Source organism: Pseudomonas baltica, from assembly GCF_014235765.1.
Lineage (GTDB): Bacteria > Pseudomonadota > Gammaproteobacteria > Pseudomonadales > Pseudomonadaceae > Aquipseudomonas > Aquipseudomonas baltica.
Genome location: NZ_JACMYH010000001.1, coordinates 1447476 through 1473327, shown reverse-complemented (window position 1 = coordinate 1473327; position 25852 = coordinate 1447476). Strand labels below are relative to the sequence as shown.

Sequence of the window (25852 nt, the reverse complement as noted above, 5' to 3'; positions counted from 1 at the left end):
TGCCGCTCATCGAATTCGCATGAGAGCACACCATGGCCCTGGACGTGACCAGCCTGTTGATCGGCCTGCTGGCTGCCGCCTTGCCGTGCCTGGCGCTGGCCTGGCAGCTGCAGCGCAGGAGCACCGCCGCCCTGGCCCAGGTCGCCTTGCTCGACGAGCGCCTGAGTAACGCCCAATTGGCTCAGGACGGCCTGAGCGCGCAGCTCGACGCCTGCCGCGATGAGGTCAGCGATCTGAGCCAGGCCAACTCGGCCAAGCAAGCCGAACTGGCCGGCCTGCGCCGCGAGGTCGAACTGCTGCAGAACGAACGCGACAATGCCCGCGATGCCGCCCACGCCTGGAGCCTGGAGCGCAGCACCCGGGAAACCGAGTTGCGTCGCCTCGATGCCCAGTGCGCTGGACTATCAGCCGAATTGCGCGAACAGCAGGACAGCCACCAGCAACGCCTGAACGACCTGCAGGGTTCACGGGACGAACTGCGCGCGCAGTTCGCCGAACTCGCAGGCAAAATCTTCGACGAGCGCGAGCAACGTTTCGCCGAGAACAGCCAGCAACGCCTGGGCCAGTTGCTCGATCCCCTCAAGGAGCGTATCCAGTCGTTCGAAAAGCGCGTTGAAGAGAGCTACCAGAACGAGGCCCGCGAGCGCTTTTCCCTGGGCAAGGAACTGGAGCGCCTGCAACAGCTCAACCAGCGCCTGAGTACCGAAGCCACCAACCTGACCCAGGCCCTCAAGGGTCAGAAAACCCAGGGCAACTGGGGCGAGCTGATTCTGGAGCGGGTGCTCGAGCATGCCGGGCTGGAGAAGGGCCGCGAGTACCAGACCCAGGTCAGCCTCAAGGGCCCGGATGGCGAGCGCTTCCAGCCCGACGTGCTGATCATGCTGCCCGGCGACAAGCAGGTGGTGGTCGATTCCAAGGTCAGCCTCACTGCCTATCAGCAATACATCGCCGCCGAAGACGGTGCCATTGCCCAGGCGGCCTTGAAGCAGCACGTGCTGTCGCTGCGCAATCACGTCAAGGGCCTTTCCGGCAAGGACTACAGTCGCCTGGACGGTTTGCACAGCCTGGATTTCGTCCTGCTCTTCGTGCCCATCGAGGCGGCATTCTCGGCCGCGTTGCAGGCCGAGCCCAACCTGTTCCAGGAGGCCTTCGACCGGCAGATCGTCATCGTCAGCCCGACCACCCTGCTGGCTACTCTGCGCGTCATCGACAGCCTGTGGAAGCAGGAGCGGCAAAGCCAGAACGCCCGCGAGATCGCCGAGCGCGCCGGATGGCTGTATGACAAGTTTGTGTTGTTCATCCAGGACCTCGACGAAGTCGGTAACCGCCTGCAGCAGTTGGACAAGGCCTACGGCGCGGCGCGCAACAAGCTCACCGAAGGACGTGGCAACCTGGTCAGCCGCAGCGAGCAGCTCAAACTGCTGGGCGCCCGCGCCAGCAAGAGCCTGCCGCCTGACCTGCTCGAGCGCGCCATGACCGAGGCCCATCAGGACAGCGGCGCCGAGGCCGACGCCGACGGCGTGTCAGTGCCGGCCCAGGTGCCGGTTGAGTAGCGCCCGCAAGGCCGCAGGCTTCACCGGTTTGGCCAGGTAGTCCAGGCCTGCGGCGTGCACCAGGGCGACGGTTTCGGGGCGCGCGTCGGCGCTGATCACCACGCCCGGCACCGGCTCGGCCAGCGCGGTGCGCAGCCAGGCCATCAGTTGCGTACCGGTTTCGCCCTCGTCCAGGTGGAAATCCACCAGCGTCAATTGCGGCCGCTTGCCGGCGGCCAGCAGTGCTGCGCACTCCTGGCGATTGCGTGCGGTCCACACCTCGCACCCCCAGCGGCTGAGCAAGCTGTGCATGCCCAGCAGGATGCTGTCTTCGTTGTCGACGCAGAGCACCCGTGCACCACCCAGCGGTTGGCTCATGGGCGTCGGGGCGGGCAGGGCGGTTGCCGTGTCTGCGCCGGCCAGGGGCACGGTCACACTGAACACGCTGCCATGGCCAGGCCATGAGCGCACCTGCAGCGGATGGCCGAGCACCCGGCACAGGCCGTCGGCAATCGCCAGGCCCAGCCCCAGCCCTTTTTCGGCACGGGTCTGGTGACTGTCCAGGCGCTTGAATTCTTCGAAAATCATTTCCAGCTTGTCGCGGGCAATGCCCGGGCCTCGGTCCCACACCTCCAGGCTCAGCGCACCTGGCTTGCGCCGCACACCCAGCAGGATCGGACCGCGCCCATAGCGGAAGGCGTTGGTGAGGAAGTTCTGCAATACACGGCGCAACAGCTTGATATCGCTGTCCACCCGCAGCGCGCTGCCCCGCAGGCGAAAGTCCAGGCCCTGTTCCCGAGCCTGGGCCTTGAACTCAGGGCCCAACGCGTCGAACAGTTCGTTGAGCGCGAAGCCCTTGCGGTCCGGGCTGATCTTGCCGTTCTCCAGGCGGGAAATATCCAGCAGGTCGCTGATCAGGTCTTCGGCCGAACGCAAGGAGTTGTCCATGTGCTGCACCAGCTGGCTGGCTTCGGCCGACAGGCCCGGCTGATGGGACAGCGCTGCGGAGAACAGCCGCGCCGCGTTGAGCGGCTGCATCAGGTCGTGGCTGACCGCTGCCAGGAAGCGCGTCTTGGACTGGTTCGCCGACTCGGCATGGCCCTTGGCTTCGGTCAGCGCCTGATTCAGCTGGGACAGCTCATGGGTGCGCTCGGTCACCCGTTGTTCCAGGCCTTCGTTGGCGTCCTTGAGCGCCTGCGCGGCTTCGCGGTAGGCGGTGATGTCGGTGAAACTCATGACGAAGCCACCGCCCGGCATCGGGTTGCCGATCAGCTCGATGACCCGCCCGTTGGGAAACAGGCGCTCGGAGGTGTGCGCGCGACCCTGACGCATCCAGTGCAGGCGCCGGGCAACGTGTACCTGCGCCTCGCCGGGCCCGCACAGGCCGCGCTCGGCGTTGTAGCGGATGATGTCGGCAATCGGCCGGCCCACGCTGATCAAGCCTTCCGGGTAATTGAACAGCTCCAGGTAGCGGTGATTCCAGGCCACCAGGCGCAGCGACTGGTCGATCACGCTGATGCCCTGGGTGATGTTCTCGATCGCGCCCTGCAGCAGGGCACGGTTGAACTGCAGCACTTCGCTGGCTTCGTCGGCAATACGCACCACGTCTTCGAGCTGCATGTCGCGGCCTTCGATGGCCGCCTTCACCACCGCGCGCGTCGACGAGCTGCCCAGCACGCCTGCCAGCAGCCGTTCGGTATGGGCTATCCACTGGCCATCGGCATTCTGGTTGGGGTTGAAACCCTTGCCTTGCCGATAGGCGTAGCGCAGAAAGCTTTGCCGTGCGCGCTCCTCGCCGACGAAGCGTGCCGCCAGGTTGAGCAGGTCATTGATCTGCACCGCCAGCAGCGAGCGGCCATGGGGCCCGGCATTGATCTCCTGGCCGATGAATCGCCCGGCTTGCCAGTGTTCGCTGACGCGGGTACGCGACAGCACCGAAACCCAGCCGAACAGAATGAAATTGCCGGCCAGCGACAGCACCACCCCTTGGGTCATGGGGCTGATGGGCAGGCCGAACGGGTTGCCGTGGATCCAGGCCAGGCCGGGGAACACGTCCAGCGGCAGGTTCAAGCTGTGCGCTGCCACCGGCAGCACCAAGGTGTAGAACCAGAGAAAGATGCCCACCGCCAACCCGGCGAAAACCCCGCGACGGTTGGCCTGCTTCCAGTACAGCGCACCGAGCATTGCCGGGGTCAGCTGGGTCACGGCGGCAAAGGCAATCTGGCCGATGGTGGCGAGGCTGGCGGTGGAACCGAGCAGACGGTAGCTGACGTAGGCCAGCAGCAGGATCACCACGATGCTCACTCGGCGGACGCTGAGCATCCACTGGCGAAACACTTCGAAGGGCCGTTCCGCGCTTTGCCGACGCAGCAGCCAGGGCAGCAGCATGTCGTTGGAAACCATGGTCGACAGCGCTACGCTGGCGACGATGACCATGCCGGTCGCCGCCGAAGCACCGCCGATGAAGGCCAGCAAGGCCAGGGCCGGGTGGGCTTCGGCCAGCGGCAGGCTGATGACGAACGAGTCGGGAATCACCGAGCTGGGCAGCAGCATCTGCCCGGCCAGGGCGATCGGCACCACGAACAGCCCGGCCAGGATCAGGTAGGCGGGAAACACCCAGCGTGCCAGGCGCAGGTCCTGCGGGTCGGTGTTCTCCACCACGGTCACGTGGAACTGCCGCGGCAAGCAGAGAATGGCCATCATCGCCACGCCGGTCTGCACCACCATCGAGGGCCAATTGATCGTCTCTTGCCAGTACGCTTCCAGGCGCGGCGCCAGCATGGCCTGGTCGAGCAGGTCCTCGAAACCGTCGTACAGTCCATAGGTGACGAAGATGCCCACGGCGAGGAACGCGAACAGCTTGACCAGCGCCTCGAAGGCGATCGCCAGGACCATGCCGCGGTGGTGCTCGGTAACGTCCAGCGTGCGTGTGCCGAACAGGATGGTGAACAGCGCCAGCACCAGCGTTACCACCATGGCGGTGTCCTGCACGCGGGTGCCGGTGGCGTCGGCACCGGCACCGATCAGCAGGTTCACGCCCAGCACGATGCCCTTGAGCTGCAAGGCGATGTAGGGCAGCACACCGATCAGGCAGATCAGTGCCACGACCACCGCCAGGCTCTGCGACTTGCCATAGCGCGCCGCGATGAAGTCGGCAATGGAGGTGATGTTCTCCTGCTTGCTGATCATCACCATTTTCTGCTGCACCCAGGGGGCCAGCAGCATCAGCAGCACCGGCCCCAGGTAGATCGGCAGGAACGCCCACAACTGCTCGGCCGCCTGGCCCACCGCGCCGAAGAACGTCCAGCTGGTGCAGTACACCGCCAGCGACAGGCTGTAGACCCAGGCCCGCACACGGGGCGGCAGCGGCGTGCTGCGGCGGTCGCCATAGAAGGCGATGGCGAACATCACGGCCATGTAGGCCAGGGCGACGGTGGCGATCAATCCGCTGGACAACGACATCGGTGACTCCGGAACGGGGCAGGCGCAAGCCCGGCGAAGCGGGCACCCGCCAGTCTCGCACGGCGCATGCGATGGCGTCAGCGCCGACCATGGTCGCAGCCACTGTCATCGAGTTGGGCGATAGGCGGTATAGCGTTATGCTGTGCGCCGACGATGCCGCCGCTGCCCGCGGCCTCGTCCCCTCCCCAGAGCCCAGTCCACGCGGCATCATTCAGGTACAGGATCGATGAGTCAGCAGTCGCAGTTCGCCTTGCTCGGCAAGCGCCGTTTCCTGCCGTTTTTCGTGACCCAGGCCCTGGGTGCTTTCAACGACAACATCTTCAAGCAATCGCTGATCCTGACGATCCTCTACAAGCTTGCCATCGAGGGCGACCGCAGCGTCTGGGTCAACCTCTGCGCGCTGCTGTTCATCCTGCCGTTCTTTCTGTTCTCGGCGCTGGCCGGTCAGTTCGGCGAAAAGTTCGCCAAGCACCGCCTGATCCGCGCCATCAAGCTGGCCGAGATCGTCATCATGGCGGTGGGGGCAGTAGGGTTGGCATTCGACCAACTGTGGTTGATGCTGGTCGCGCTGTTCGCCATGGGGACCCACTCGGCGCTGTTCGGCCCGGTCAAGTACTCGATCATGCCTCAGGCCCTGCGACCCGAAGAGCTGGTAGGGGGCAATGGCCTGGTGGAGATGGGCACGTTTCTGGCGATCCTGGCCGGCACCATCGGAGCGGGCATGATGATGTCGTCCGCCAACCACGCCGGCGTCGTCGCCACCGCCGTGCTGTCGGTCGCCGTGCTGGGCTATGTCGCCAGCCGCAGCATCCCGCCAGTCAGCGCTGCCAATCCGGGGCTGGTACTGGACTGGAACATCGCCCGGCAAACCTGGTTCACCCTGCGCCTGGGCCTGGGCCAGACCCGAGCGGTGTCGCGCTCGCTGGTCGGCAACTCCTGGTTCTGGTTCGTCGGCGCGGTCTACCTGACCCAGATTCCCGCCTATGCCCAGCAGTGGCTGGACGGCGACGAAACCGTGGTCACCTTGATCCTCACCGTGTTCTCGGTGGGCATCGCGCTGGGTTCGATGCTGTGCGAGCGGCTGTCTCGGCACAAGGTCGAGATGGGCCTGGTGCCGCTGGGTGCGCTCGGCCTGACGCTGTTCGGGCTGCTGCTGTGGTGGCATTCCAACGGCGTCGTGCAGGCCGCGCAGCCACAAGGCTGGCTGACGGTGCTGGGTCATGATCAGACCTGGTGGGTATTGTTGGACATCCTCGGCCTGGGCGTCTTTGGCGGGTTCTACATCGTGCCGCTGTACGCGCTGATCCAGTCACGTACCGCCACCGAGCAGCGCGCGCGGGTCATCGCTGCCAACAACATCCTCAATTCGCTGTTCATGGTGGTGTCGGCCATCGTGTCCATCCTCTTGCTCAGCGTGGCGAAGCTGAGCATTCCCCAGCTGTTCCTGGTGGTGTCGCTGGCCAATCTGGCCGTCAATGCGTACATCTTCAGCGCGGTGCCCGAGTTCGCTTCGCGCTTCCTGCTCTGGCTGCGGGGTGGTTGATCGCTGCGGCGCCGCCGCTGTACCGAGCAGGCCTACAGCGATTCGGGCCGTCCCAGCACCACGCTGAGCGCGTTGCGTGCGTCGTCGAGCTGGACCAGCGTGGCATGCCGGGCACCCAGGGCATCACCGTTCTCGATGGCCGTCAGAATTGCCTTGTGCCGCGGCAGGGCCAACTCATGCAGATTGGGCCGCTGGTTGGAATGCCGCAAGGCCTCACGCAAGGCCAGCGACAGCATGTTGCACAGGTGCGCGAGCAGGTCATTATGCGTGGCATCGGCGATCCGGCTGTGGAAATCCAGGTCCGGCTGCAGCACGTCATCGACCGACCCGGCCGCCTCCATGCGCTGGTAGGCCTCGCCGATCGAAGCCACCTCGGCCTCGGTGGCGTGCTGGGCGGCCAGCGCCGCCGCTGCCGGCTCGATGATGCTGCGCACGCTAGTCAACAGGGCGAAGAATTCGTTCTGCGGCGTGCTCTGCATCACCCAGTGCAAGACATCGGGGTCGAGCATGTGCCACTCACGGCGCGGCTTGACCACCGAACCCACCCGCGGCCGGGAGTACACCAGGCCCTTGGCCACCAACACACGGGTCGCCTCGCGCAGCACCGGACGACTGACCGCGTATTCTTCACACAGCAGGGCTTCGGCGGGCAGCCGATCGTCAGGCTTGAAGCGGCCGGAGACGATCTGCATCCCCAACTCCTGGACGATCCGCGAGTGCATGCTTTTGCGATCTGAAGGCTTGCGATAATCCATGGGGTGCATTCGGTCCTTGTGGCAGGTAATGCGCGATGATAGCACCTGCGCGCCAAGTCTTCGGACGGGGTGTCAGAGCCCTTGCTGCAGGTTCTTGCGCAGCGACAGCAGGCTGGTCTGCAGCGCGCGCAGTTCGGCACTGCTGTGGCAGCTGGCCTTGACGATGTTGAGCGGCACCGACTCGGCCTTCTCGCGCAGCGCACGACCCTGCGGCGTGAGCTCGACGATGACCACGCGCTCGTCGTCCTTGCTGCGGGTACGGCTGAGCAAGCCTTCGGCTTCCAGGCGCTTGAGCAGCGGCGTCAGCGAGCCGGGGTCGGTCAGCAGGCGAGTACTGATTTCGCCCACGGTCATGCCGTTCTTTTCCCACAACACCATCATGGTCAGGTATTGCGGGTAGGTCAGGCCCAGTGCCTGCAACAAGGGCTTGTACACCTTGGTCATCAGCAGCGATGTCGAGTACAGCGAGAAGCACAGCTGATTATCCAGCAGCAGGCTGTCGTCGGCGCTGACTGCCTCGTCGTGAGTGGATTCGGTGTTCATGCTGATCCTTTTTCCAATGGTGCAAGTGCATTAGGCGATCCGCCGTTCGCAGGTTTCGGCGCTTCGCTCGTTCCTTCGTGAAGCTGGTGTTGATTTCGAGCTACAAACACCGTGCATAGTTCGTTCGAGGTTGTGCAGCACTTCTACATCCTTCGGCGGCGGTCACACTGGTAGGATGCACGGCTGGATGAGGCGCGGCGGATAGAGAGAGACAGTATGTTCGAAACATTGCTCTACATTGCCTTGGGTGCGGTGATGGGCACGCTGGGTGGGGTGTTCGGCATCGGCGGGGGCTTGATCGCGATCCCGGCACTCGGCGTGCTGTTCGGCGTGGACCAGCAACTGGCCCAGGGCACGTCGCTGGTGATGGTCGTGCCCAATGTGCTCCTGGCATTATGGCGCTATCACCAGCGTCGTCCCATACCCTGGCGCAATGCCTTGCCATTGGCCAGCGGCGGACTGGTGTTCGCCTGGCTTGCCTCGGTGCTCGCGGCAGGGCTGGACCCGGCGTCGATGCGGGTGGGCTTCGTGGCCTTCCTGTTGGCACTGGTGATCTACAACCTTGCGCAGATGTTCCTGCGGCCGGCGAGCGGCACGGGGGCGATGCGCCATTCCTGGCCGTGGCTGGGCGTACTGGGTGGCTTTTCCGGGGTGATCGGCGGTTTTTTCGGGGTCGGCGGCGCCGTGCTGGCCACGCCCGTGCTGACCAGCGTCTTCGGGACCACCCAGATCATGGCTCAGGGCCTGTCGCTGGCCCTGGCCGCGCCCAGTACCAGTGTGACACTCCTGACCTATGCCGTGCACGATCATGTCGATTGGGCCATGGGCGTGCCGATGGCCATTGGCGGCCTGTTGAGCATCAGCTGGGGGGTGAAGATCGCCTATAGCCTGTCGGAAACGGTCCTGCGCGGCAGCTTCTGCGTGTTTCTGCTGCTGTGCGCCATCCTGCTGCTGTTCAAGGTCTGAGGCCTGGCCCACCACACAAGGTGCCGGCTCGGGTGGATTAATGCCACAATCGGCGCTTTCATACGTCGTGACGAGCCTCCAGGTGGAAGACCAAGACACCCTGCAACCCCGCGAACGCACCGAGCGCATATTGGCCGAGGTGCACGACGCCTGGGGCATGATCCGCGTGCTGGAAGTCGCCGACTACCGCTTCCTCGAATTCGGCGATGCCATCGAACAGAGCTGCACGTTCACGGCCGACCCCAGCTGGCTGGAATACGACTACACCCGTGCCATGCTGGTGGGCGCGCTTTGCCATGCGCAACCTGAAAGTGCCCTGTTCCTGGGTCTGGGTGCCGGTACCCTGACCCAGGCCTGCCTGAAGTTCCTGCCCCTGGAAGACGTCGAGTGCATCGAACTGCGCCCGGACGTGCCTCGCCTGGCCATCGAATACATGGGCCTGGAAGACGATCCGAGGCTGTACATCCGCGTCGGCGACGCGCTTGAACTGCTGCCCACTGCCGAAACCGCCGACCTGATCTTCGTCGACCTGTACACCGACCACGGCCCGGCCCCCGCACACCTGGCCTGGCGGTTCCTGGAACAGTGCCAGCAACGCCTGAACCCCGATGGCTGGCTGATCATCAACCAGTGGGCCGGTGACGACGGCAAGCCGCTCGGGGCCGCCTTGCTGCGCGGGCTCTACCAGCGTCACTACTGGGAATTGCCAGTCAAGGAGGGCAACGTGATCGTCATGGTGCCGGCCGATGTCGAGCAGGTATTGGACATGGCCGGCCTGTGCCAGCGTGCCGAGGCCCTCGCGCCCCGGCTGGGTTACTCGCTGCAGGGCCTGATCGACCTGGTGCGCCCGGCCAGCTGAGGCAGTGCGCCGCACCACTGGCGACGCTACTGGCCCTGGAACAGGGCAGGGCGCTGCTGCTGCATGGCCGCCAGACCTTCGCGCGCGTCCTCGCTGGCGAATAGGCGCCCGCTGGTTGCCGCCAACTGGCGGCTGGCGGCGCCTTCACCTTCGCTCACGGCCAGGCGTGCCGACGCCAGGGTCGCCTGCACGCCCAGCGGTGCCTGTCGGGCAATCCGCTGAGCAAGCTGCAGGGCGTTGGGCAGCAGGTCTTCGCTGGCCATCACTTCCTGCACCAGACCCAGGCGCAAGGCTTCATGGGCATCGAACTCATCGCCGGTCAGCAACCAGCGCATGGCGTTGCCCCAGCCGGCTATCTGCTGCAGGCGCAGCGTGGCGCCGCCGAACGGGAACAAGCCGCGCTGCACTTCCATCTGGGCAAAACGGGTGTTGCTCGCGCACAGGTTGATATCGGCCGCGAGCATCAGTTCGATGCCCACGGTCAGGCAATAACCCTGGGCTGCGACGATCACCGGCTTGCTTACCACCGGCCCACCCGAGACTCGCCAGGGATCGCAGCCCCCAGGGGGTACCTGCCAGCCCTGGCTCAGGCGCGTGCTCACCTCGGCCAGGTCCAGCCCCGCAGTGAAGTGCTCGCCATGGCTGAACACCAGGGCCACGCGTGCCGCCGGCTCGCGCTCGAACGCGCCGTAGGCCAGGCTCAGGGCGTCGAGCATGGGCAGGTCGAAGGCGTTGCGCTTGGCAGTACGGTCCAGGCCTATGAGCATGACGTGCTCGCGCAGCTCGCAGCTGACCTTGCCGGGGCAGGGGGTAGGCATGACGGCATCCTCGGAATGGTTTGAGTGAAAGGTTTCAGCTGCCGCACCTGCGCAGGCGCCTCTGCTAAAATAGACTGCGCCGCCGATTCGCGCAAAGCCCGTGTGGCTGAGGCGTGCACGCGGCACGATGGTTCAAAAAAGTCTCACGTCGCGGCCATTTTCAGGTATAGTGCGCGCCGGTCTTTAACCAGGCCACGTTTAGGTAGCGCAATCCCCCGAAGACAGCTTCGGCTGCATGTCCGTTCCGCGGACTCTCCCTAACGATTCTTTCATTCAATCGTTTTCGCAAATCCCCGCCGACAAAGCTGCCAGGGTGACTCTCGAGTCTTACAAGGCATGCGCAGCTTTGGAGCATGGGTCTTTGCGGATGCACTTAGAGGCAGACCCATGACCCAGGAAATCGGCGGCTTCGCCGCTCTCGAACTTCATCCGAACATTGTTGCTGCTGTAGTCGCTACCGGCTACGAAGAGCCTTCGGCTATCCAGCAACAATCGATCCCGATCATTCTCGCCGGTCATGACATGATCGGCCAGGCGCAGACAGGCACCGGCAAGACCGCGGCCTTCGCTCTGCCGATCCTGCATCGTATCGACCCGAGCAAGCGCGAGCCGCAAGCCCTGATCCTGGCGCCAACCCGTGAGTTGGCGCTACAAGTAGCCACTGCATTCGAAACCTACGCCAAGCAGATGCCTGGCGTTACCGTAGTGGCCGTGTACGGCGGTGCCCCGATGGGCCCGCAGTTGAAAGCAATCCGCAACGGCGCGCAAATCGTCGTCGCCACCCCCGGCCGTCTGTGCGACCACCTGCGTCGTGACGAGAAAGTCCTCGCCACCGTGAACCACCTGGTGCTCGACGAAGCCGACGAAATGCTCAAGCTGGGCTTCATGGATGACCTGGAAGTCATCTTCAAGGCCATGCCCGAGACTCGCCAGACCGTACTGTTCTCGGCCACCTTGCCGCAGTCGATCCGCGCGATCGCCGAGCGTCACCTGCGTGACCCCAAGCACGTCAAGATCCAGACCAAGACTCAGACCGTCACCGCGATCGAGCAGGCTCACCTGCTGGTTCACGCCGACCAGAAGACCTCGGCTGTCCTGCGCCTGCTGGAAGTCGAAGAGTTCGACGCCCTGATCGCCTTCGTGCGCACCAAGCAAGCCACGCTCGACCTGGCCAGCGCCCTGGAAGCCAAAGGCTACAAAGCCGCGGCACTCAACGGTGACATTGCCCAGAACCAGCGTGAGCGCGTCATCGAGTCGCTCAAGGATGGCCGCCTGGATATCGTCGTCGCCACCGACGTCGCTGCTCGTGGCCTGGACGTACCGCGCATCACTCACGTGTTCAACGTCGACATGCCGTACGACCCCGAGTCCTACGTGCACCGTATCGGTCGTACCGGCCGTGCCGGTCGCGAAGGCCGTGCGCTGCTGCTGGTCACCCCGCGTGAACGCCGCATGCTGCAGGTGATCGAGCGCGTGACCGGGCAGAAGGTTGCCGAGGTTCGCCTGCCCAACGGCCAGGCCGTGCTGGATGCGCGCATCAAGAAGCTGACCAACAGCCTCGCTCCGCTGGTCGCAGACGCCGAAAGCACCCATGGCGAGTTGCTCGATCGCCTGACCGCCGACATCGGTTGCACCCCGCGCGCCCTGGCCGCAGCCCTGCTGCGCAAGGCCACCAATGGCCAGGCGTTGACCCTGGATGCGGTCGAGAAGGAGCAGCCTCTGGTTCCGACCAGCGCTCCGCGCGAACGCACCAGCAGCGGTGATCGTCCTGAGCGCAGTGACCGTGAGCGCCGCGCGCCAATGCCCCTGGGCGAAGGCCGCGCACGCTGCCGTACGGCCCTAGGTGCTCGCGACGGCATCGCCGCGAAGAACCTGCTTGGCGCCATCCTCAACGAAGGCGGGCTGGCCCGTGAAGCCATCGGTCGCATTCAGGTGCGCGACAGCTTCAGCCTGGTCGAGCTGCCGGAAGATGGCCTGGAGAATCTGTTGAGCAAGCTCAAGGACACCCGTGTCGCTGGCAAGCAGCTGAAACTGCGTCGCTATCGCGAAGACTGATTGCCCATAGTCTTCAGGCATAAAAAATCCCCGACTGGTTCGGGGATTTTTTTGTCTTGATCGCGGCTCGTACATCGCCAGCTCGAGCTCGCTCCTGTGGGAGCGGGCCCTGCCCGCGAAGCGGACACCGCCGATCAATCAGTTCTTGGCTGGCGGCACTTGGGTAGCCGGAGTGGTACCTGGTGCGACCGGCATGCTCGAATCGGACTTGGTAGCTTCCTGAGCTGCAGCCTTGTTCGATTCCATGGCCGCTTCGTTGGCCTTGGCGTTTTCCTTGGCGGCGTCATTCATCTTGTCTTGAGCCGAATCCATTTTCTCTTGCGCTTCCTGACGGTGCTCGGCAGCGTCCTGGGCCTTGTCTTCGGATTTCTTGTCGCATGCAGCCAGACCAAGGGTGGCAGCCAGCATCAGGGAGTAAGCGAGTGTCTTGCGCATGATGTTTCTCCTTATTGGGTATCTACGAGGCTAAGAGGGTGTGCGCCGGATATAAGTTCCGTCACTGCGGTTATATATAAGTATCGGATCGCAATGAGGTTTTTCCATGACCTTGCTGTACCGTTCAAGCATCCACCCGGTTTTCACGGCGGTCTTGGGTGAAAAGGTCGATGCACGAGCCCTGGCTGGCTCGCCTGTCGAAGCCACCCTTGAAATCCCGATCGGCGGCCCCATCTCCTTGTCATCCCGCCGCTCATCGGCGGCACCTGCCATCTGATTGGAGTTTGATGACCATGAGTGTGGAAACTCAAAAGGAAACCCTGGGCTTCCAGACCGAGGTGAAGCAACTGCTGCACCTCATGATCCATTCGCTGTATTCCAACAAGGAAATCTTCCTTCGCGAATTGATCTCGAACGCCTCCGACGCTGTCGACAAGCTGCGTTTCGAAGCGCTGGCCAAGCCTGAGCTGCTCGAAGGTGGCGGCGAGCTGAAAATTCGCATCAGCTTCGACAAGGACGCCAAGACCGTCACCCTGGAAGACAACGGTATCGGCATGAACCGTGACGATGTAGTGACCCACCTGGGCACCATCGCCAAGTCCGGCACTGCCGACTTCATGAAGAACCTCACCGGCGACCAGAAGAAGGACTCGCACCTGATCGGTCAGTTCGGCGTGGGCTTCTATTCGGCCTTCATCGTCGCCGACCAGGTTGACGTGTACAGCCGCCGCGCCGGCAGCCCTGCCAGCGAAGGCGTGCATTGGTCCTCCAAGGGCGAGGGCGACTTCGAGGTTGCCAACGTCGAGAAGGCCGAACGCGGCACGCGCATCGTTCTGCACCTGAAAAGCGCCGAAGACGAATTCGCCGACGGTTACCGTCTGCGCAACATCATCAAGAAGTACTCCGACCACATCGCCCTGCCGATCGAGCTGCCCCAGGAAAGCTCGCCCGTCGAAGGCGACGAGGCACCGGCGCAGGAGTGGGAAACCGTCAACCGCGCCAGCGCCCTGTGGACCCGTCCGCGTACCGACATCAAGGACGAGGAATACCAGGAGTTCTACAAGCACGTCGGTCACGACTACGAGAACCCGCTGAGCTGGAGCCACAACAAGGTCGAAGGCAAGCTGGAATACACATCGCTGTTGTACGTACCTGCGCGCGCGCCGTTCGATCTGTACCAGCGCGAAGCACCGCGTGGCCTCAAGCTGTACGTGCAGCGCGTGTTCGTCATGGACCAGGCCGAATCCTTCCTGCCGCTGTACCTGCGCTTCATCAAGGGTGTGGTCGACTCCAACGACCTGTCCCTGAACGTTTCGCGCGAGATCCTGCAGAAAGATCCGATCATCGACTCGATGAAGACGGCGCTGACCAAGCGTGTGCTCGACATGCTCGAGAAGTTGGCCAAGAACGAACCCGAGCAGTACAAGGGCTTCTGGAAGAACTTCGGCCAGGTCCTCAAGGAAGGTCCTGCGGAAGATTTCGCCAACAAGGAAAAGATCGCCGGCCTGCTGCGCTTCGCTTCCACCAGCGACGACAGCGGCGAGCAGAGCGTTGGCCTGGCTGACTACCTGGCACGGGTCAAGGAAGGTCAGGACAAGGTCTACTACCTGTCCGGCGAGTCCTACGCACAAGTCAAGAACAGCCCGCACCTGGAAGTCTTCCGCAAGAAAGGCATCGAAGTGCTGCTGTTGACTGATCGTATCGACGAGTGGCTGATGAGCTACCTGACCGAATTCGACGGCAAGGGCTTCGTCGACGTTGCCCGTGGCGACCTCGACCTGGGCAAGCTGGATTCCGAGGAAGACAAGAAAGCCCAGGAAGAAATCGCCAAGGACAAGGAAGGCCTGGTCGAGCGCCTGAAAGCGGCGCTGGGCGATTCGGTCAGTGAAGTGCGGGTTTCCCATCGCCTCACCGATTCGCCGGCGATCCTGGCCATCGGCGAGCAGGACCTGGGCATGCAGATGCGCCAGATCCTCGAAGCCAGTGGGCAGAAGGTGCCGGACTCCAAGCCGATCTTCGAATTCAACCCCAACCACCCGCTGATCGCCAAGCTGGATGTGGAGCAGAGCGAAGATCGTTTCGCCGACTTCTCCCATATCCTGTTCGATCAGGCGGCCCTGGCGGCCGGTGACAGCCTCAAGGATCCTGCCGGTTACGTTCGACGCCTGAACAAGCTGCTGGTCGAGTTGTCCGTTTAAACAGTCCAGGTAAAAAGCCCGCTTCGGCGGGCTTTTTCGTTTTCAGTCATGACCTTTTGGAGATGCAAGCGTGAGCACATTGACCGTTCAATCCGTTGTCTACCAAATCGACGGGCAGGCGTACGAAAGCCGCCTGGTCTACGACACCGATATCGTGTCGCCACGTCCGGGCCTGGTGATGGCGCCGAACTGGATGGGCGTCAGCGAAGGTGCCGAACGCATTGCCCAGTCGGTGGCTGCCAAGGGCTATGTGGTGTTGCTGGTCGACTTGTATGGTCAGGGCGTGCACCCGGGCAACAACGATGAAGCAGCGGCTGCCATGATGCCGCTGAAGAACGACCGTGCCTTGCTGCGCAAGCGCATGCAGGTTGCGCTGCAGCAACTGCACGAGCAGACGCATGCCGCTGTCGATCCGGCGCAATCGGCGGCCTTCGGTTTCTGCTTTGGCGGGTGCTGTGCGCTGGAGCTGGCACGTACGGGCGCGGCGCTCAAGGCAACCGTCTCGTTCCATGGCACACTCGACACGCCCAACCCGGCCGATGCCCATGACATCAAGGGTTCGGTCCTGGTGCTGCACGGTGACGCCGATCCCCTGGTGCCTGCCGAACAGCTGCCGGCCTTCCGTTCCGAGATGAACTCGGCGGGTGTGGATTGGCAGTTGATTAGCTACGGCGGAGCCTACCATTCGTTCACCGACACCGAGGCCAACAACCCGGGTGTGCAGATGTACGATGCCAAGGTCTCGGCGCGCGCCTTTCAGGCCATGCACAACCTGCTCGAGGAAGTGTTTCAGGCCTGATTCGCAGGCCCATGGGGGCGGTACGTGGCCGCGAAGAGGGTCGAACCGCCACCCAGGTGCCTGGCTGCTAAGCCTCGGCCAGGTACGTCTCGATATCGATCACTGCACTGGTCATCAGCTTGTGCACCGGGCAGTGATCGGCCACGCGGTCCAGGTCATGACGCTGCGCTTCCGTCAGGTTGCCGAGCAAGGTGAGCTTAACCTGCAGGCGGTATTTGCCGGTGGGCTCCTCGCTCGCATCGCGTTTGACCTCCACATTCACACCCGTGAGCGGGATGTTCTTGCGCTGGGCATAGAGCTTCAGGGTCAGGGCCTTGCAGGCACCCAGTGCGGCGTCGAAATAGTCATGGGGAGAGGGCGCCGAACCTGCCCCACCCAGGGCTTCCGGCAAGTCGGTGTGAAAAGAGTGGCGGCCATCGATGTCGATGCTGTGGCGAAATCCGTCGCCAGGTTCGGTAGTCACGGTGATAGCCATGGAAATCCCTTCGTTGGTGTGCTCGAGTCACACTGTATAGAGGGTTGCGCCATCCGGGGGGTTCAACCGCAGTCAATCGACCGATTTCAGGCAAAAAAAACGGCGCCCGCAGGCGCCGTCCTTCAGTAGGGCTGCGAGCCTTACTGACCCTGCCAACGCTTGAGTACCAGCGTGGCATTGGTACCGCCGAAGCCGAAGCTGTTGCTCATCACCGTATTGATTTCGACGTTTTCCTGGGTGACGGTCTGCACTGGCAGATCGGCCACGGCAGGGTCCAGTTCGTCGATGTTGGCTGACCCGGCAATGAAGTTGCCTTCCATCATCAGCATGCAGTAGATGGCTTCGTGCACGCCAGCGGCGCCCAGCGAGTGCCCGGACAGGCTCTTGGTCGAGCTGATGGCCGGATACTTGCCGGCGAAGACTTCCCGCACACCCTTCATCTCGGCCACGTCGCCCACCGGTGTGGAGGTGCCGTGAGTGTTCAGGTAGTCGATCGGGGTATCGACGGTGGACAGCGCCTGCTGCATGCAGCGGATGGCGCCTTCGCCGCTTGGCGCGACCATGTCGTAGCCATCCGATGTGGCACCGTAGCCAACGATCTCGGCATAGATGTGGGCACCGCGGGCCAGAGCGTGTTCCAGCTCCTCGACCACGACCATGCCGCCGCCGCCGGCGATGACGAAGCCATCGCGGTCGCTGTCGTAGGCACGCGACGCTTTTTCAGGCGTGTCGTTGCGCTTGCTGGAAAGGGCGCCCATGGCGTCGAACAGGAACGACTGGCTCCAGTGCTCCTCTTCGCCGCCGCCGGCGAACACCACGTCCTGCTTGCCCATCTGGATCTGCTCCATGGCCGTACCGATGCAGTGCGCGCTGGTGGCACACGCCGAGGCGATGGAGTAGTTCAGGCCCTTGATCTTGAAAGGGGTGGCCAGGCAGGCCGAGACGGTGCTGCTCATGGTGCGGGTGACCCGGTACGGACCGACGCGCTTGACGCCTTTCTCGCGCAGGATGTCCAGCGCTTCCATCTGGTTCAAGGTAGAGGCGCCGCCCGAACCGGCGATCAGGCCGGTACGCGGGTTGGAAACCTGCTCGTCGGTGAGGCCGGAATCCTTGATGGCATCCTGCATTGCAAGGTACGCGTAGGCGGCGGCATGGCCGACGAAGCGGTACACCTTGCGGTCGATCAGCTCTTCCAGGTTGAGGTCGATGGAACCGGAAACCTGGCTACGCAGACCCATTTCGGCATATTCCGGGTTGAAGCGGATGCCAGGGCGGCTTGCACGCAGGTTTGCGGAGACGGTGTCTTTGTCATTGCCCAGGCACGAAACGATGCCCAGACCAGTGATAACAACGCGGCGCATGCGGATAACCCTTAGAAATTTTCGGTGGATGTAAAGACGCCGACCCGAAGGCCGTCGGCGGTGTAGATCTCGCGGCCGTCGACGCTGACCGAGCCATCGGCGATGGCCATGTTCAGCTTGCCCTTGAGCACGCGCTTGATATGAATGTTGTACGTGACCTTCTTGGCCGTCGGCAGCACCTGGCCGAAGAACTTCACTTCACCCGAACCCAGCGCACGGCCACGGCCGGGCAGGTCCTGCCAGCCGAGGAAGAAACCCACCAGCTGCCACATGGCATCCAGGCCGAGGCAGCCCGGCATCACCGGATCGCCCTCGAAGTGGCAAGCGAAGAACCACAGGTCCGGATTGATATCCAGCTCGGCGACCAATTCACCCTTGCCGTACTTGCCACCTTCGGCGCTGATATGGGTGATGCGGTCCACCATCAGCATATTCGGGGCGGGCAGTTGCGCGTTACCTGGGCCGAACAGCTCGCCACGACTGCAGCGCAGCAGATCTTCCCGAGTAAAGGCGTTTTGTTTGGTCATGCGAGCTCCTCAATAGTCCCTGGTGGCAGGGGGCAGATCTTCCCGACCGACCAGAAGAATCAACGCCTGGGTCGGCAGCCTACACATAGACTATTGCGTTGTAGTGAAAGTCACAGCGCAAGCGATACGGAAGTACACTTGTTCACTGAAATTATAATGCCAGACAGCAGGCTTTGTCCGAATGGATGTACAAGACTGCCGCACTTTAGCATTTCTTGCCAGCAACGGGCGCTGTCACGAGGACATCCGGCCTCCATTCCACAGCGCGCGTTCAGCTCGTCCAGCGCAGCAGAACCTGTTGCAGATCTGCGCGTTTGAACGGTTTTGCCAGGTAATCGTTCATTCCGGCATCCAGGCAGGTGTCGCGGTCGCCCAGCAGCGCGTTGGCGGTCAGGGCGATGATCGGCAGCTCTGCGCGGCCAGCAATCTGGCGAATCTGCCGCGACGCCTCGTAGCCGTCGAGGACCGGCAGGCGACAGTCCATCAGCACCGCCGAATAGAGGTGCGCACGCACCTGGCTGACCGCTGCTGCGCCGTCGCTGACGACATCGACGGCGTAGCCCAGGCTGCGCAGCATGGCTTCGATCACGGTCTGGTTGACCGCGTTGTCTTCCACCAGCAAGACACTGTGACCGACGCCGTCGTCGTTGCCGGACAGGTTGGGCACCGCTGCCGGGCGGGCCAGGCTCTGCTGGCTCAGCGCCAGCGGCATTTCCAGGGTGAACAGCGAGCCGTGCCTTTCCTTGCTTTGCGCACGCAGCGTACCCCCCATGCGTTCGGCCAGCGTACGCGCGATCGGCAGCCCCAGGCCGGTGCCGCCGTAACGGCGCGAAATCGAACTGTCGGCCTGGGCGAACGCGTCGAACATGCTTTCCAGTCGATCTTCGCCGATGCCGATGCCAGTATCGCGCACGGTGCAGGTCAGCCAGATCAATTGATGATCCAGCACCTGCCAGCGCACACCGATGTCCACACCGCCTTCATCGGTGAATTTCAGCGCATTGCCGATCAGATTGACCAGGATCTGCCGGATGCGCGTCGGATCGCCCTCGACCTGCAATCCCTCGATGCCCTCGGCCAGCGTCAATTCCAGCGCCAGCTTGCGTTGCCTGGCGGTGTGCTGGAAGGCCTGCACGCAACTGGTGATCAGCTCGTGCAGGCCGAAACCGATGTGCTCCAGCTCCATCGCCGCCCGCTCGATGCGGGAAAAATCCAGAATGTCGTTGATGACCTTGAGCAGGTGTTCGGTGGACTCGGTGGCCACCTGAGCGTAATCGCGCTGTTCATGGCTCAGCACGGTGGTTTCGAGCAGCTGCAGCATGCCCAGCACGCCATTCATGGGGGTGCGCAGCTCGTGGCTCATCATCGCCAGGAAATCCGACTTGGCGCTGTTGGCGCGCTCGGCCTCCTCGCGGGTCTGGATCAGTTGCTGCATGGCTTGATGCTGTTCGTGGCTGGCCTTGGCCAGGGCGCTGGCAAGGTTGTTGATATGCCCGGCCAGATGCCCCAGCTCGCTGTCGTCGACGATGGGCAGCGGCCGGTCGAACTCGCCCTGGCCTATGGCCTTGACCACGCGGCTCATTTCACTGATGGGCTGGGCCAGGCTGCGCGCCAGCCGCCGGGCCAGCAGATAGGTGAACAACAGTGCGAACAGTGCCAGCACGGCGGCCTTGAGGACAATTTCCTGCTGGCGCTCGCTGAAGGCGTCGTCGGACATGCCGACGATCACCCGGCCCAGGTAATCGCCGCTGCTGGCACTGCCCATGTGCTGCTGCACCTGAGCCTGATGGTCTTCCAGGAAGGCCCCACGGATCTGGATCGGTGCCTGGAACACTTCGACATGGGCCGACCGGTGCTCGTTCCTGACCCGCTGTTCGACATAGGCCAGACGCCGGTCGGTCTGGTCCTGAATCTCCAGGAAACGTACGTGAGGGGTAGCCAGGGTTGCGCCGAGCAGCCCTTCGAGTACCGCGGCATTGTCGGTGACCACGCCGTATTCCGCGGCGGGGGCGAGTTGGTTGGCGATCAACTGGCCGGTGTGATTGAGTTCCTGGCGCAGGTCCTGCAAACGCACGAAGGTAAAGAAACCGATCAGTAGCAGGGTCAACAGCAGGGCCGGCCCGACGCTGATGATCTGGGTGCGTGTATGAATGTCGCGGTTCAGGCGCAACTTCATGTCGGGGCGCAGGGCAATGGGAAAGTGGCGGACACGACAGGGCCTGAATCGAGTTGAACAGTCAGGCATGTTAACCGGTCAGAGCGACAATTCCAGTCGTATTGTTACCGGGGCGCAGGCCGGGACTGGTCGTGTCGAGGTGGCTCCGTATAATGCCCCTCATCGCCCTCAACTCGACCAAATGGATGGGATATGACTCAAGAGCAGCCGATAGCCGTGCTGGGAGGAGGTAGTTTCGGCACCGCCGTGGCCAACCTGCTGGCCGAGAACGGCCATTCGGTCCGTCAGTGGATGCGCGACCCGGAGCAGGCCGAGTCGATTCGCCTGAACCGGGAAAATCCGCGCTACCTCAAAGGCATCAAGATCCTGCCGGGGGTGATCCCGGTCACCGACCTGCCCGCGACCATCGCCGGCAGTGCGCTGATCTTCGTCGCGCTGCCCTCGAGCGCCTTGCGCAGCGTGCTGGCCCAGCATGCCGATCAACTGAGCGGCAAGATGCTGGTCAGCCTGACCAAGGGCATCGAGGCGCAGACCTTCAAGCTGATGAGCGAGATTCTCGAAGAGGTTGCGCCAGACGCGCGTATCGGCGTGTTGTCCGGCCCCAACCTGGCTCGCGAGATCGCCGAACATGCCCTGACCGCCACGGTGGTGGCGAGCGCCGACGAAGCCCTCTGCGAGCGCGTTCAGGCCGTGCTGCATGGGCGTACGTTCCGCGTCTATGCCAGCGGCGACCGCTTCGGCGTCGAGTTGGGCGGCGCGCTGAAGAACGTCTATGCGATCATCGCCGGCATGGCTGTGGCATTGGGCATGGGCGAGAACACCAAAAGCATGCTGATTACCCGTGCCCTGGCCGAGATGACGCGTTTTGCCGTCAGCCAGGGCGCCAACCCCATGACCTTTCTCGGTCTGGCCGGTGTGGGCGACCTGATCGTGACCTGCTCGTCGCCCAAGAGCCGCAACTATCAGGTAGGGTTTGCCCTGGGCGAAGGCCTGAGCCTGGAGGACGCCGTGTCGCGCCTGGGCGAGGTGGCCGAAGGGGTCAACACGCTCAAGGTGCTCAAGGCCAAGGCTCAGGAGCTTCAGGTGTACATGCCGCTGGTGGCGGGCTTGCACGCAATCCTGTTCGAAGGGCGTACGCTGAACCAGGTGATCGAGCTGCTGATGCGGGCCGAACCCAAGACCGATGTCGATTTCATTTCCACCAGTGGCTTCAACTGAGGAACACGTCATGAACCGTCCTTTCAACGACCCGGGCCGCGAGGCCATCCTTTTGCGCGTGCTCTGGATGCTGGTGTTCGTGCTGGTCTGGCAGGTTGCCCAGTTCCTGCTCGGCGCGCTGGTGCTGGTGCAACTCATCCATCGCCTGGTCCAGGGCGCGCCGAACGCTGCCATGATGACCTTCGGCGACAGCTTGAGCCGCTACCTGGCCCAGATCGGTCGCTTCGGCAGCTTTCACACCGAGCAGAAACCCTGGCCGTTTTCCGATTGGCCACAGGCGCGTCCTGCCGACGGCGAAGCAGCCTATGACGCAGGCGCGGCTCGTCCCGTGGCTGAGGAGCCCAAGCCATGAAGCTCTGGGTACTGCGCCACGGCGAAGCCGTCAGCCATGCCCGCAGCGATGCCGAGCGGGCCTTGACCTCGGTGGGCGAACGACAGGCGCTGGCCAGCGCGGCGCGCCTGCACGATCAACCTCTGGATGCCATTCTCGCCAGCCCGTATGTACGCGCGCAGCAGACCGCCGCTCTGGTCCACGGCGTGCTGCACGGCGCCCCGGCGGTGCAGACCGTGCCGTGGCTGACGCCTGAAAGCGATCCGCTGGAGGTGGCCGGGCACTTGCAGGCGCTGGGTCTGGAGAACGTGCTGCTGGTCAGCCACCAGCCGCTGGTGGGCAATCTGCTGAGCCTGCTGGTTCACGGCAACTTGCGCGAGCCGGAACCCATGCAGACCGCCAGCTTGGCCGAACTGCACGGCGACTGGCCCCTGGCCGGGCTGATGTCCCTGCACGCCGTTAACCATCCCTAACCTGTCAGGAATACTCCCATGAGCCTGTGGCGCACCGAACCGGATCTCGAACGCTTGAATGCGGCGCAGAAAAATACCATCGGCGAGTTGCTGGATATCCGCTTCGAAAGCTTCGATGCGCACTCCCTGACCGCCAGCATGGCCGTTGATGCCCGGACCCACCAGCCGTTCGGTCTGCTGCACGGTGGCGCCTCGGTGGTGCTGGCAGAAAGCCTGGGCTCCTTGGCCAGTTTTCTGTGCATCGACACCGAGCGTTTCTACTGTGTGGGCCTTGAGGTGAACGCCAACCATCTGCGCGGGTTGCGCAGCGGCCGAGTGACGGGCGTGGCCCGTGCGGTGCACATTGGCCGCAGCACTCACGTCTGGGACATTCGCCTGCAGGGCGACGACGGCAAAGCCAGCTGCATTTCGCGCCTGACAGTGGCCGTGGTGCCGCTGGGGCAGAACCCGCCGGCCCGCTGAGTCATGACTGCGCCGGTCCGCGAAATCCGCCTGTCGCTGCCTCATATCGAGCTGGCCGCCCAGGTCTACGGATCCGAAGACGGCAGGCCGGTGCTGGCGCTGCACGGCTGGCTGGACAACGCCAACAGCTTTGCCCGCCTGGCGCCGAAGCTGACCGGGCTGCGCATCGTCGCCCTCGACCTGGCCGGGCATGGACACTCCGGGCATCGTCCGGTTGGCGCCGGTTATGCCCTGTGGGATTACGCCCACGATGTGCTGCAGGCGGCCGACCAGCTGGGGTGGCAGCGCTTTTCCCTGCTGGGGCACTCGCTGGGCGGGATCGTCGCCACCTTGCTAGCGAGTGCCTTGCCCGAGCGAATAGAGCGCCTGGCGCTGATTGACGGCGTGGTACCGCCGCTGGGCGCTGCCGAGGAGGGGCCACAGCGCCTGGGCGAAGCCCTGCATGCGCAGCAGGCGTTGGGTCATAAGCGCAAATCAGTGTATGCCGACATCAATCGGGCCGTGCTTGCGCGCATGCATGGTCGTATCGCCGTCAGCCACGAGGCTGCCGAATTATTGGCGTCGCGAGGGCTTGAAAGGGTGGCAGGTGGATTCAGCTGGCGTAGCGACAGCCGTCTGACGCTGCCATCGCCGGTGCGCTTGAGCGAAGAACAGGCACTGGCGTACGTGCAGGCGATTCGCTGCCCGAGCCTGTTGATCCTCGCCGAGCAGGGCCTGCTGGTGAAAAATACTGCGCTGCTGGCCCGATTGGGGCTCCCCCTGCAGGCGCTGCCCGGAGGCCATCACCTGCACCTGAATGACGACACCGGGGCCAGGCTTGTCGCAGACTGTTTCAATCGCTTTTTTGCGATACCTTGACTTGCAGCAGGCAACTGCCGAGGCTTGTCAGGTTGAAACAGGAGAAGACCTTGATGGAACTCGCTGCTACGCTCGTTTACAGCCCTCCGGGCCACCACGCCTTGCTGCCCTCATGAATGCCTCGAAGCGGCTGCTACCGGTACTCGCCGCTCTGCTGGGCAGCGCCGTCCTGAGCACCTCAGCCATGGCCGCCGAGCTGCCCGCGCCGCCGGACGCCAAGGTCGTCGACCAACGTCCTGCGGTCGACAAGGAGCGCATCTATCCGCTGGGGTCGCTGCGCAAGATCAGCGGCAAGCTGCGCATGGACGGCCAGGTCAACGCCAGAGGCCAGGTCAGCGCTACCACGTATGAACTTCCCGAAACCCAGACCGCGCGACAAGCCTTCAACGATGCCCGCGAGGCGCTGCAGCAGGGGGGCGCGCACACGCTGTACTGGTGCCAGGCGCGCGACTGCGGTGAAAGCAGCCTGTGGGTCAACGATGTCTTCGACGGCGCGCGGCTGTCGGGGGCCGACGATCAGCAGGCGTTCGTGCTGCTGCGCCAGGCCGCTCCAGACGACAACACCCTCACAGCCATCTATGCCATTACCCGTGGCAACCGTCGCGCCTATCTGCACGTCGAAAACTTCGTTGCCGATGCGCCACTGGGCGAGTTGTTGCCCACCCCGGCCACGGTGCTGCACGAATTGCGCAGCACCGGCGATCTCGATTACCCAGCCATGGGCGAAACGCCCGATGAGACCTGGGTGGCCTTGCTGGCCCGCAGCCTGCAACTCGATAGCTCGATTCGGGTGAGCGTATCCGGTGTATCGAACGCTGCGGCCGCTGCATGGCGCGATGCGCTGGTCGCCAAGGGTGTGCGCGCGGCTCGCTTGGAAACCGGTACCGAAAGCGTCAAGGGGCTGCATCTGGAAATCATTCGTTGAGCCTGCGTCGCCTTTGGAGCATTGATGCCGAGTAACGATCGCCTGCTGGTACAGATTGTCTTGCTGGCACTGCTTGGCGCCTGCCTATGGGTACTGGCGCCGTTTTGTTCAGCCCTGCTGTGGGGTGCGATCCTGGCCTACGCCAGTTGGCCGCTGATGCGGCTGCTGACCCGCTGGCTCAATGGCCGCGAGTCGCTGGCAGCCGGTATTCTCACCGGCTGCTGGATGCTGCTGGTGGTCTTGCCGCTGGTCTGGTTGGGCTTCAACCTGGCCGATCACGTGCGCGATGCGACGGCGTTCATTCGCGACGTGCAGGTCGACGGGCTGCCCGATGCGCCTGACTGGCTGGCCGGCATTCCTCTGGTCGGTGCGAGCCTGGTCGGTATCTGGGACACCCTCGACGAGCAGGGCGCGGCGTTCCTGGCCAGCGTAAGGCCGTACCTGGGGCAAGTCGGCAATTTCCTGCTGGCGCGCAGCGCGCAGATCGGCGGCGGGATCCTCGAACTCACGCTGAGCCTGGTCTTCGTGTTCTTCTTCTATCGCGACGGGCCGCGCATGGCAGCCTTCGTGCTGCGGCTGCTGGAACGTCTGATCGGAGAGCGTGCCGGGTACTACATCGATCTGGTGGCGGGTACGGTGCAGCGGGTGGTCAACGGGGTGATCGGTACCGCCGCCGCCCAGGCGATCCTGGCCTTGATCGGCTTCCTGATCGCCGGCGTGCCTGGGGCATTGGTCCTCGGCATCGTCACCTTCCTGCTCAGCCTGATTCCCATGGGGCCGCCGCTGGCGTGGATTCCGGCCACCGCCTGGCTGGTGTGGCAGGGCGACTATGGCTACGCGATATTCCTCGGTATCTGGGGCACCTTCGTCATCAGTGGCGTGGACAACGTGCTCAAGCCCTACCTGATCAGCCGCGGCGGCAACTTGCCGTTGGTGATCGTGCTGCTGGGGGTGTTCGGCGGGCTGCTGGCTTTCGGCTTCATCGGCCTGTTCATCGGTCCGACCCTGCTGGCAGTGGCCTACAGCCTGCTGCACGACTGGACCCATACCGAACACAAGCCACTCTAGATACCCACCCTGT

The 25852-nt window shown here is 63.8% G+C and carries 23 protein-coding genes and 1 pseudogene; 15 read left to right on the top strand and 9 right to left on the bottom strand.

Going from position 1 to position 25852, the window contains the following annotated elements:
- Nucleotides 1–146 precede the first annotated feature (146 nt).
- Entirely contained in the window at nt 147–1553 is a 1407-nt protein-coding gene (locus H7993_RS06505; protein WP_185794194.1) for a DNA recombination protein RmuC, read from the top strand.
- Here H7993_RS06505 and H7993_RS06500 read toward each other — a convergent pair.
- Nucleotides 1524–4994, bottom strand: a complete 3471-nt coding sequence (locus H7993_RS06500) for a hybrid sensor histidine kinase/response regulator (RefSeq protein ID WP_185793836.1) — start codon at nt 4992–4994, stop codon at nt 1524–1526. The genes H7993_RS06505 and H7993_RS06500 overlap by 30 nt on opposite strands.
- A gap of 226 nt (nt 4995–5220) precedes the next feature.
- On the opposite strand from H7993_RS06500, the pseudogene H7993_RS06495 reads away from it, so the two are divergent.
- Nucleotides 5221–6525: pseudogene (locus H7993_RS06495) on the top strand (MFS transporter); the annotation flags it as partial.
- A gap of 44 nt (nt 6526–6569) precedes the next feature.
- Here H7993_RS06495 and H7993_RS06490 read toward each other — a convergent pair.
- Both H7993_RS06490 and H7993_RS06485 read right to left on the bottom strand, forming a co-directional pair.
- On the bottom strand, nt 6570–7292 hold the full coding sequence (locus H7993_RS06490) for a FadR/GntR family transcriptional regulator (RefSeq protein ID WP_122479140.1): 723 nt from the start codon (nt 7290–7292) through the stop codon (nt 6570–6572).
- A gap of 72 nt (nt 7293–7364) precedes the next feature.
- Nucleotides 7365–7835: a MarR family winged helix-turn-helix transcriptional regulator gene (locus H7993_RS06485; protein WP_185793835.1), complete on the bottom strand. Its 471-nt coding sequence runs from the start codon at nt 7833–7835 to the stop codon at nt 7365–7367.
- A 216-nt stretch (nt 7836–8051) separates the two neighbouring features.
- Between H7993_RS06485 and H7993_RS06480 the strand changes: the two genes are divergently transcribed.
- Nucleotides 8052–8801, top strand: coding sequence for a sulfite exporter TauE/SafE family protein (locus H7993_RS06480; RefSeq protein ID WP_185793834.1), 750 nt, complete (start codon nt 8052–8054; stop codon nt 8799–8801).
- Between the two features lie 157 nt (nt 8802–8958).
- Nucleotides 8959–9660, top strand: a complete 702-nt coding sequence (locus tag H7993_RS06475; protein WP_192057782.1) for a spermidine synthase — start codon at nt 8959–8961, stop codon at nt 9658–9660.
- A 26-nt stretch (nt 9661–9686) separates the two neighbouring features.
- Here H7993_RS06475 and H7993_RS06470 read toward each other — a convergent pair whose 3' ends face one another.
- Nucleotides 9687–10478: a crotonase/enoyl-CoA hydratase family protein gene (locus H7993_RS06470; RefSeq protein ID WP_185793833.1), complete on the bottom strand. Its 792-nt coding sequence runs from the start codon at nt 10476–10478 to the stop codon at nt 9687–9689.
- A 387-nt stretch (nt 10479–10865) separates the two neighbouring features.
- Here H7993_RS06470 and H7993_RS06465 point away from each other — a divergent pair, with 387 nt between their 5' ends.
- Nucleotides 10866–12533, top strand: coding sequence for a DEAD/DEAH box helicase (locus tag H7993_RS06465; protein ID WP_185793832.1), 1668 nt, complete (start codon nt 10866–10868; stop codon nt 12531–12533).
- A 138-nt stretch (nt 12534–12671) separates the two neighbouring features.
- Here H7993_RS06465 and H7993_RS06460 read toward each other — a convergent pair whose 3' ends face one another.
- Complete coding sequence (locus H7993_RS06460) at nt 12672–12968, bottom strand: hypothetical protein (protein WP_122479134.1); 297 nt, start codon at nt 12966–12968, stop codon at nt 12672–12674.
- 106 nt (nt 12969–13074) lie between these two features.
- Between H7993_RS06460 and H7993_RS06455 the strand changes: the two genes are divergently transcribed.
- From H7993_RS06455 to H7993_RS06445, 3 genes are all read left to right on the top strand, one after another.
- Nucleotides 13075–13245, top strand: a complete 171-nt coding sequence (locus tag H7993_RS06455; RefSeq protein ID WP_163007602.1) for a hypothetical protein — start codon at nt 13075–13077, stop codon at nt 13243–13245.
- Nucleotides 13246–13261: 16 nt separating this feature from the next.
- A complete protein-coding gene (gene htpG / locus H7993_RS06450; protein WP_185793831.1) occupies nt 13262–15166 on the top strand; it encodes a molecular chaperone HtpG in 1905 nt (634 codons plus the stop codon).
- A 70-nt stretch (nt 15167–15236) separates the two neighbouring features.
- Complete coding sequence (locus H7993_RS06445; protein ID WP_185793830.1) at nt 15237–15965, top strand: dienelactone hydrolase family protein; 729 nt, start codon at nt 15237–15239, stop codon at nt 15963–15965.
- Between the two features lie 67 nt (nt 15966–16032).
- Here the strand turns inward: H7993_RS06445 and H7993_RS06440 are convergent, their stop codons facing one another.
- From H7993_RS06440 to H7993_RS06425, 4 genes are all read right to left on the bottom strand, one after another.
- Nucleotides 16033–16440 carry an OsmC family protein gene (locus H7993_RS06440; protein ID WP_122479132.1) on the bottom strand — a complete coding sequence of 136 codons (408 nt, stop codon included), beginning with the start codon at nt 16438–16440 and terminating at the stop codon, nt 16033–16035.
- A 140-nt stretch (nt 16441–16580) separates the two neighbouring features.
- On the bottom strand, nt 16581–17801 hold the full coding sequence (fabB, locus tag H7993_RS06435) for a beta-ketoacyl-ACP synthase I (RefSeq protein WP_122479131.1): 1221 nt from the start codon (nt 17799–17801) through the stop codon (nt 16581–16583).
- 11 nt (nt 17802–17812) lie between these two features.
- Nucleotides 17813–18328, bottom strand: a complete 516-nt coding sequence (fabA, locus tag H7993_RS06430) for a 3-hydroxyacyl-[acyl-carrier-protein] dehydratase FabA (protein WP_122479130.1) — start codon at nt 18326–18328, stop codon at nt 17813–17815.
- A gap of 271 nt (nt 18329–18599) precedes the next feature.
- On the bottom strand, nt 18600–20504 hold the full coding sequence (locus tag H7993_RS06425) for an ATP-binding protein (RefSeq protein WP_185793829.1): 1905 nt from the start codon (nt 20502–20504) through the stop codon (nt 18600–18602).
- A 192-nt stretch (nt 20505–20696) separates the two neighbouring features.
- On the opposite strand from H7993_RS06425, the gene H7993_RS06420 reads away from it, so the two are divergent.
- The 7 genes from H7993_RS06420 to H7993_RS06390 all read left to right on the top strand — a co-directional run bounded on the left by H7993_RS06420 (nt 20697) and on the right by H7993_RS06390 (nt 25839).
- Nucleotides 20697–21722, top strand: a complete 1026-nt coding sequence (locus H7993_RS06420) for an NAD(P)H-dependent glycerol-3-phosphate dehydrogenase (protein ID WP_185793828.1) — start codon at nt 20697–20699, stop codon at nt 21720–21722.
- A gap of 10 nt (nt 21723–21732) precedes the next feature.
- Nucleotides 21733–22074: a DUF4389 domain-containing protein gene (locus tag H7993_RS06415; RefSeq protein WP_185793827.1), complete on the top strand. Its 342-nt coding sequence runs from the start codon at nt 21733–21735 to the stop codon at nt 22072–22074.
- The gene (gene sixA, locus H7993_RS06410) at nt 22071–22526 is read left to right on the top strand and encodes a phosphohistidine phosphatase SixA (RefSeq protein ID WP_185793826.1); all 456 of its coding nucleotides are present in this window, start codon (nt 22071–22073) and stop codon (nt 22524–22526) included. The genes H7993_RS06415 and sixA overlap by 4 nt, the downstream gene beginning before the upstream one ends.
- A gap of 18 nt (nt 22527–22544) precedes the next feature.
- Nucleotides 22545–22988: a hotdog fold thioesterase gene (locus tag H7993_RS06405; protein WP_185793825.1), complete on the top strand. Its 444-nt coding sequence runs from the start codon at nt 22545–22547 to the stop codon at nt 22986–22988.
- Between the two features lie 3 nt (nt 22989–22991).
- Nucleotides 22992–23846, top strand: coding sequence for an alpha/beta fold hydrolase (locus H7993_RS06400; RefSeq protein WP_185793824.1), 855 nt, complete (start codon nt 22992–22994; stop codon nt 23844–23846).
- 112 nt (nt 23847–23958) lie between these two features.
- Complete coding sequence (locus H7993_RS06395; protein WP_185793823.1) at nt 23959–24771, top strand: DUF4892 domain-containing protein; 813 nt, start codon at nt 23959–23961, stop codon at nt 24769–24771.
- 24 nt (nt 24772–24795) lie between these two features.
- A complete protein-coding gene (locus H7993_RS06390; protein ID WP_122797370.1) occupies nt 24796–25839 on the top strand; it encodes an AI-2E family transporter in 1044 nt (347 codons plus the stop codon).
- Nucleotides 25840–25852 lie beyond the last annotated feature (13 nt).

What these genes read in the sequence shown, in the direction of transcription:
- H7993_RS06500 (WP_185793836.1), bottom strand. Translation starts at nt 4,994, where the DNA reads ATGTCGTTGTCCAGCGGATTGATCGCCACCGTCGCCCTGGCCTACATG.
- H7993_RS06490 (WP_122479140.1), bottom strand. Translation starts at nt 7,292, where the DNA reads ATGGATTATCGCAAGCCTTCAGATCGCAAAAGCATGCACTCGCGGATC.
- H7993_RS06485 (WP_185793835.1), bottom strand. Translation starts at nt 7,835, where the DNA reads ATGAACACCGAATCCACTCACGACGAGGCAGTCAGCGCCGACGACAGC.
- H7993_RS06480 (WP_185793834.1), top strand. Translation starts at nt 8,052, where the DNA reads ATGTTCGAAACATTGCTCTACATTGCCTTGGGTGCGGTGATGGGCACG.
- H7993_RS06475 (WP_192057782.1), top strand. Translation starts at nt 8,959, where the DNA reads ATGATCCGCGTGCTGGAAGTCGCCGACTACCGCTTCCTCGAATTCGGC.
- H7993_RS06470 (WP_185793833.1), bottom strand. Translation starts at nt 10,478, where the DNA reads ATGCCTACCCCCTGCCCCGGCAAGGTCAGCTGCGAGCTGCGCGAGCAC.
- H7993_RS06465 (WP_185793832.1), top strand. Translation starts at nt 10,866, where the DNA reads ATGACCCAGGAAATCGGCGGCTTCGCCGCTCTCGAACTTCATCCGAAC.
- H7993_RS06460 (WP_122479134.1), bottom strand. Translation starts at nt 12,968, where the DNA reads ATGCGCAAGACACTCGCTTACTCCCTGATGCTGGCTGCCACCCTTGGT.
- H7993_RS06455 (WP_163007602.1), top strand. Translation starts at nt 13,075, where the DNA reads ATGACCTTGCTGTACCGTTCAAGCATCCACCCGGTTTTCACGGCGGTC.
- htpG (WP_185793831.1), top strand. Translation starts at nt 13,262, where the DNA reads ATGAGTGTGGAAACTCAAAAGGAAACCCTGGGCTTCCAGACCGAGGTG.
- H7993_RS06440 (WP_122479132.1), bottom strand. Translation starts at nt 16,440, where the DNA reads ATGGCTATCACCGTGACTACCGAACCTGGCGACGGATTTCGCCACAGC.
- fabB (WP_122479131.1), bottom strand. Translation starts at nt 17,801, where the DNA reads ATGCGCCGCGTTGTTATCACTGGTCTGGGCATCGTTTCGTGCCTGGGC.
- fabA (WP_122479130.1), bottom strand. Translation starts at nt 18,328, where the DNA reads ATGACCAAACAAAACGCCTTTACTCGGGAAGATCTGCTGCGCTGCAGT.
- H7993_RS06425 (WP_185793829.1), bottom strand. Translation starts at nt 20,504, where the DNA reads ATGAAGTTGCGCCTGAACCGCGACATTCATACACGCACCCAGATCATC.
- H7993_RS06420 (WP_185793828.1), top strand. Translation starts at nt 20,697, where the DNA reads ATGACTCAAGAGCAGCCGATAGCCGTGCTGGGAGGAGGTAGTTTCGGC.
- H7993_RS06415 (WP_185793827.1), top strand. Translation starts at nt 21,733, where the DNA reads ATGAACCGTCCTTTCAACGACCCGGGCCGCGAGGCCATCCTTTTGCGC.
- sixA (WP_185793826.1), top strand. Translation starts at nt 22,071, where the DNA reads ATGAAGCTCTGGGTACTGCGCCACGGCGAAGCCGTCAGCCATGCCCGC.
- H7993_RS06405 (WP_185793825.1), top strand. Translation starts at nt 22,545, where the DNA reads ATGAGCCTGTGGCGCACCGAACCGGATCTCGAACGCTTGAATGCGGCG.
- H7993_RS06400 (WP_185793824.1), top strand. Translation starts at nt 22,992, where the DNA reads ATGACTGCGCCGGTCCGCGAAATCCGCCTGTCGCTGCCTCATATCGAG.
- H7993_RS06395 (WP_185793823.1), top strand. Translation starts at nt 23,959, where the DNA reads ATGAATGCCTCGAAGCGGCTGCTACCGGTACTCGCCGCTCTGCTGGGC.
- H7993_RS06390 (WP_122797370.1), top strand. Translation starts at nt 24,796, where the DNA reads ATGCCGAGTAACGATCGCCTGCTGGTACAGATTGTCTTGCTGGCACTG.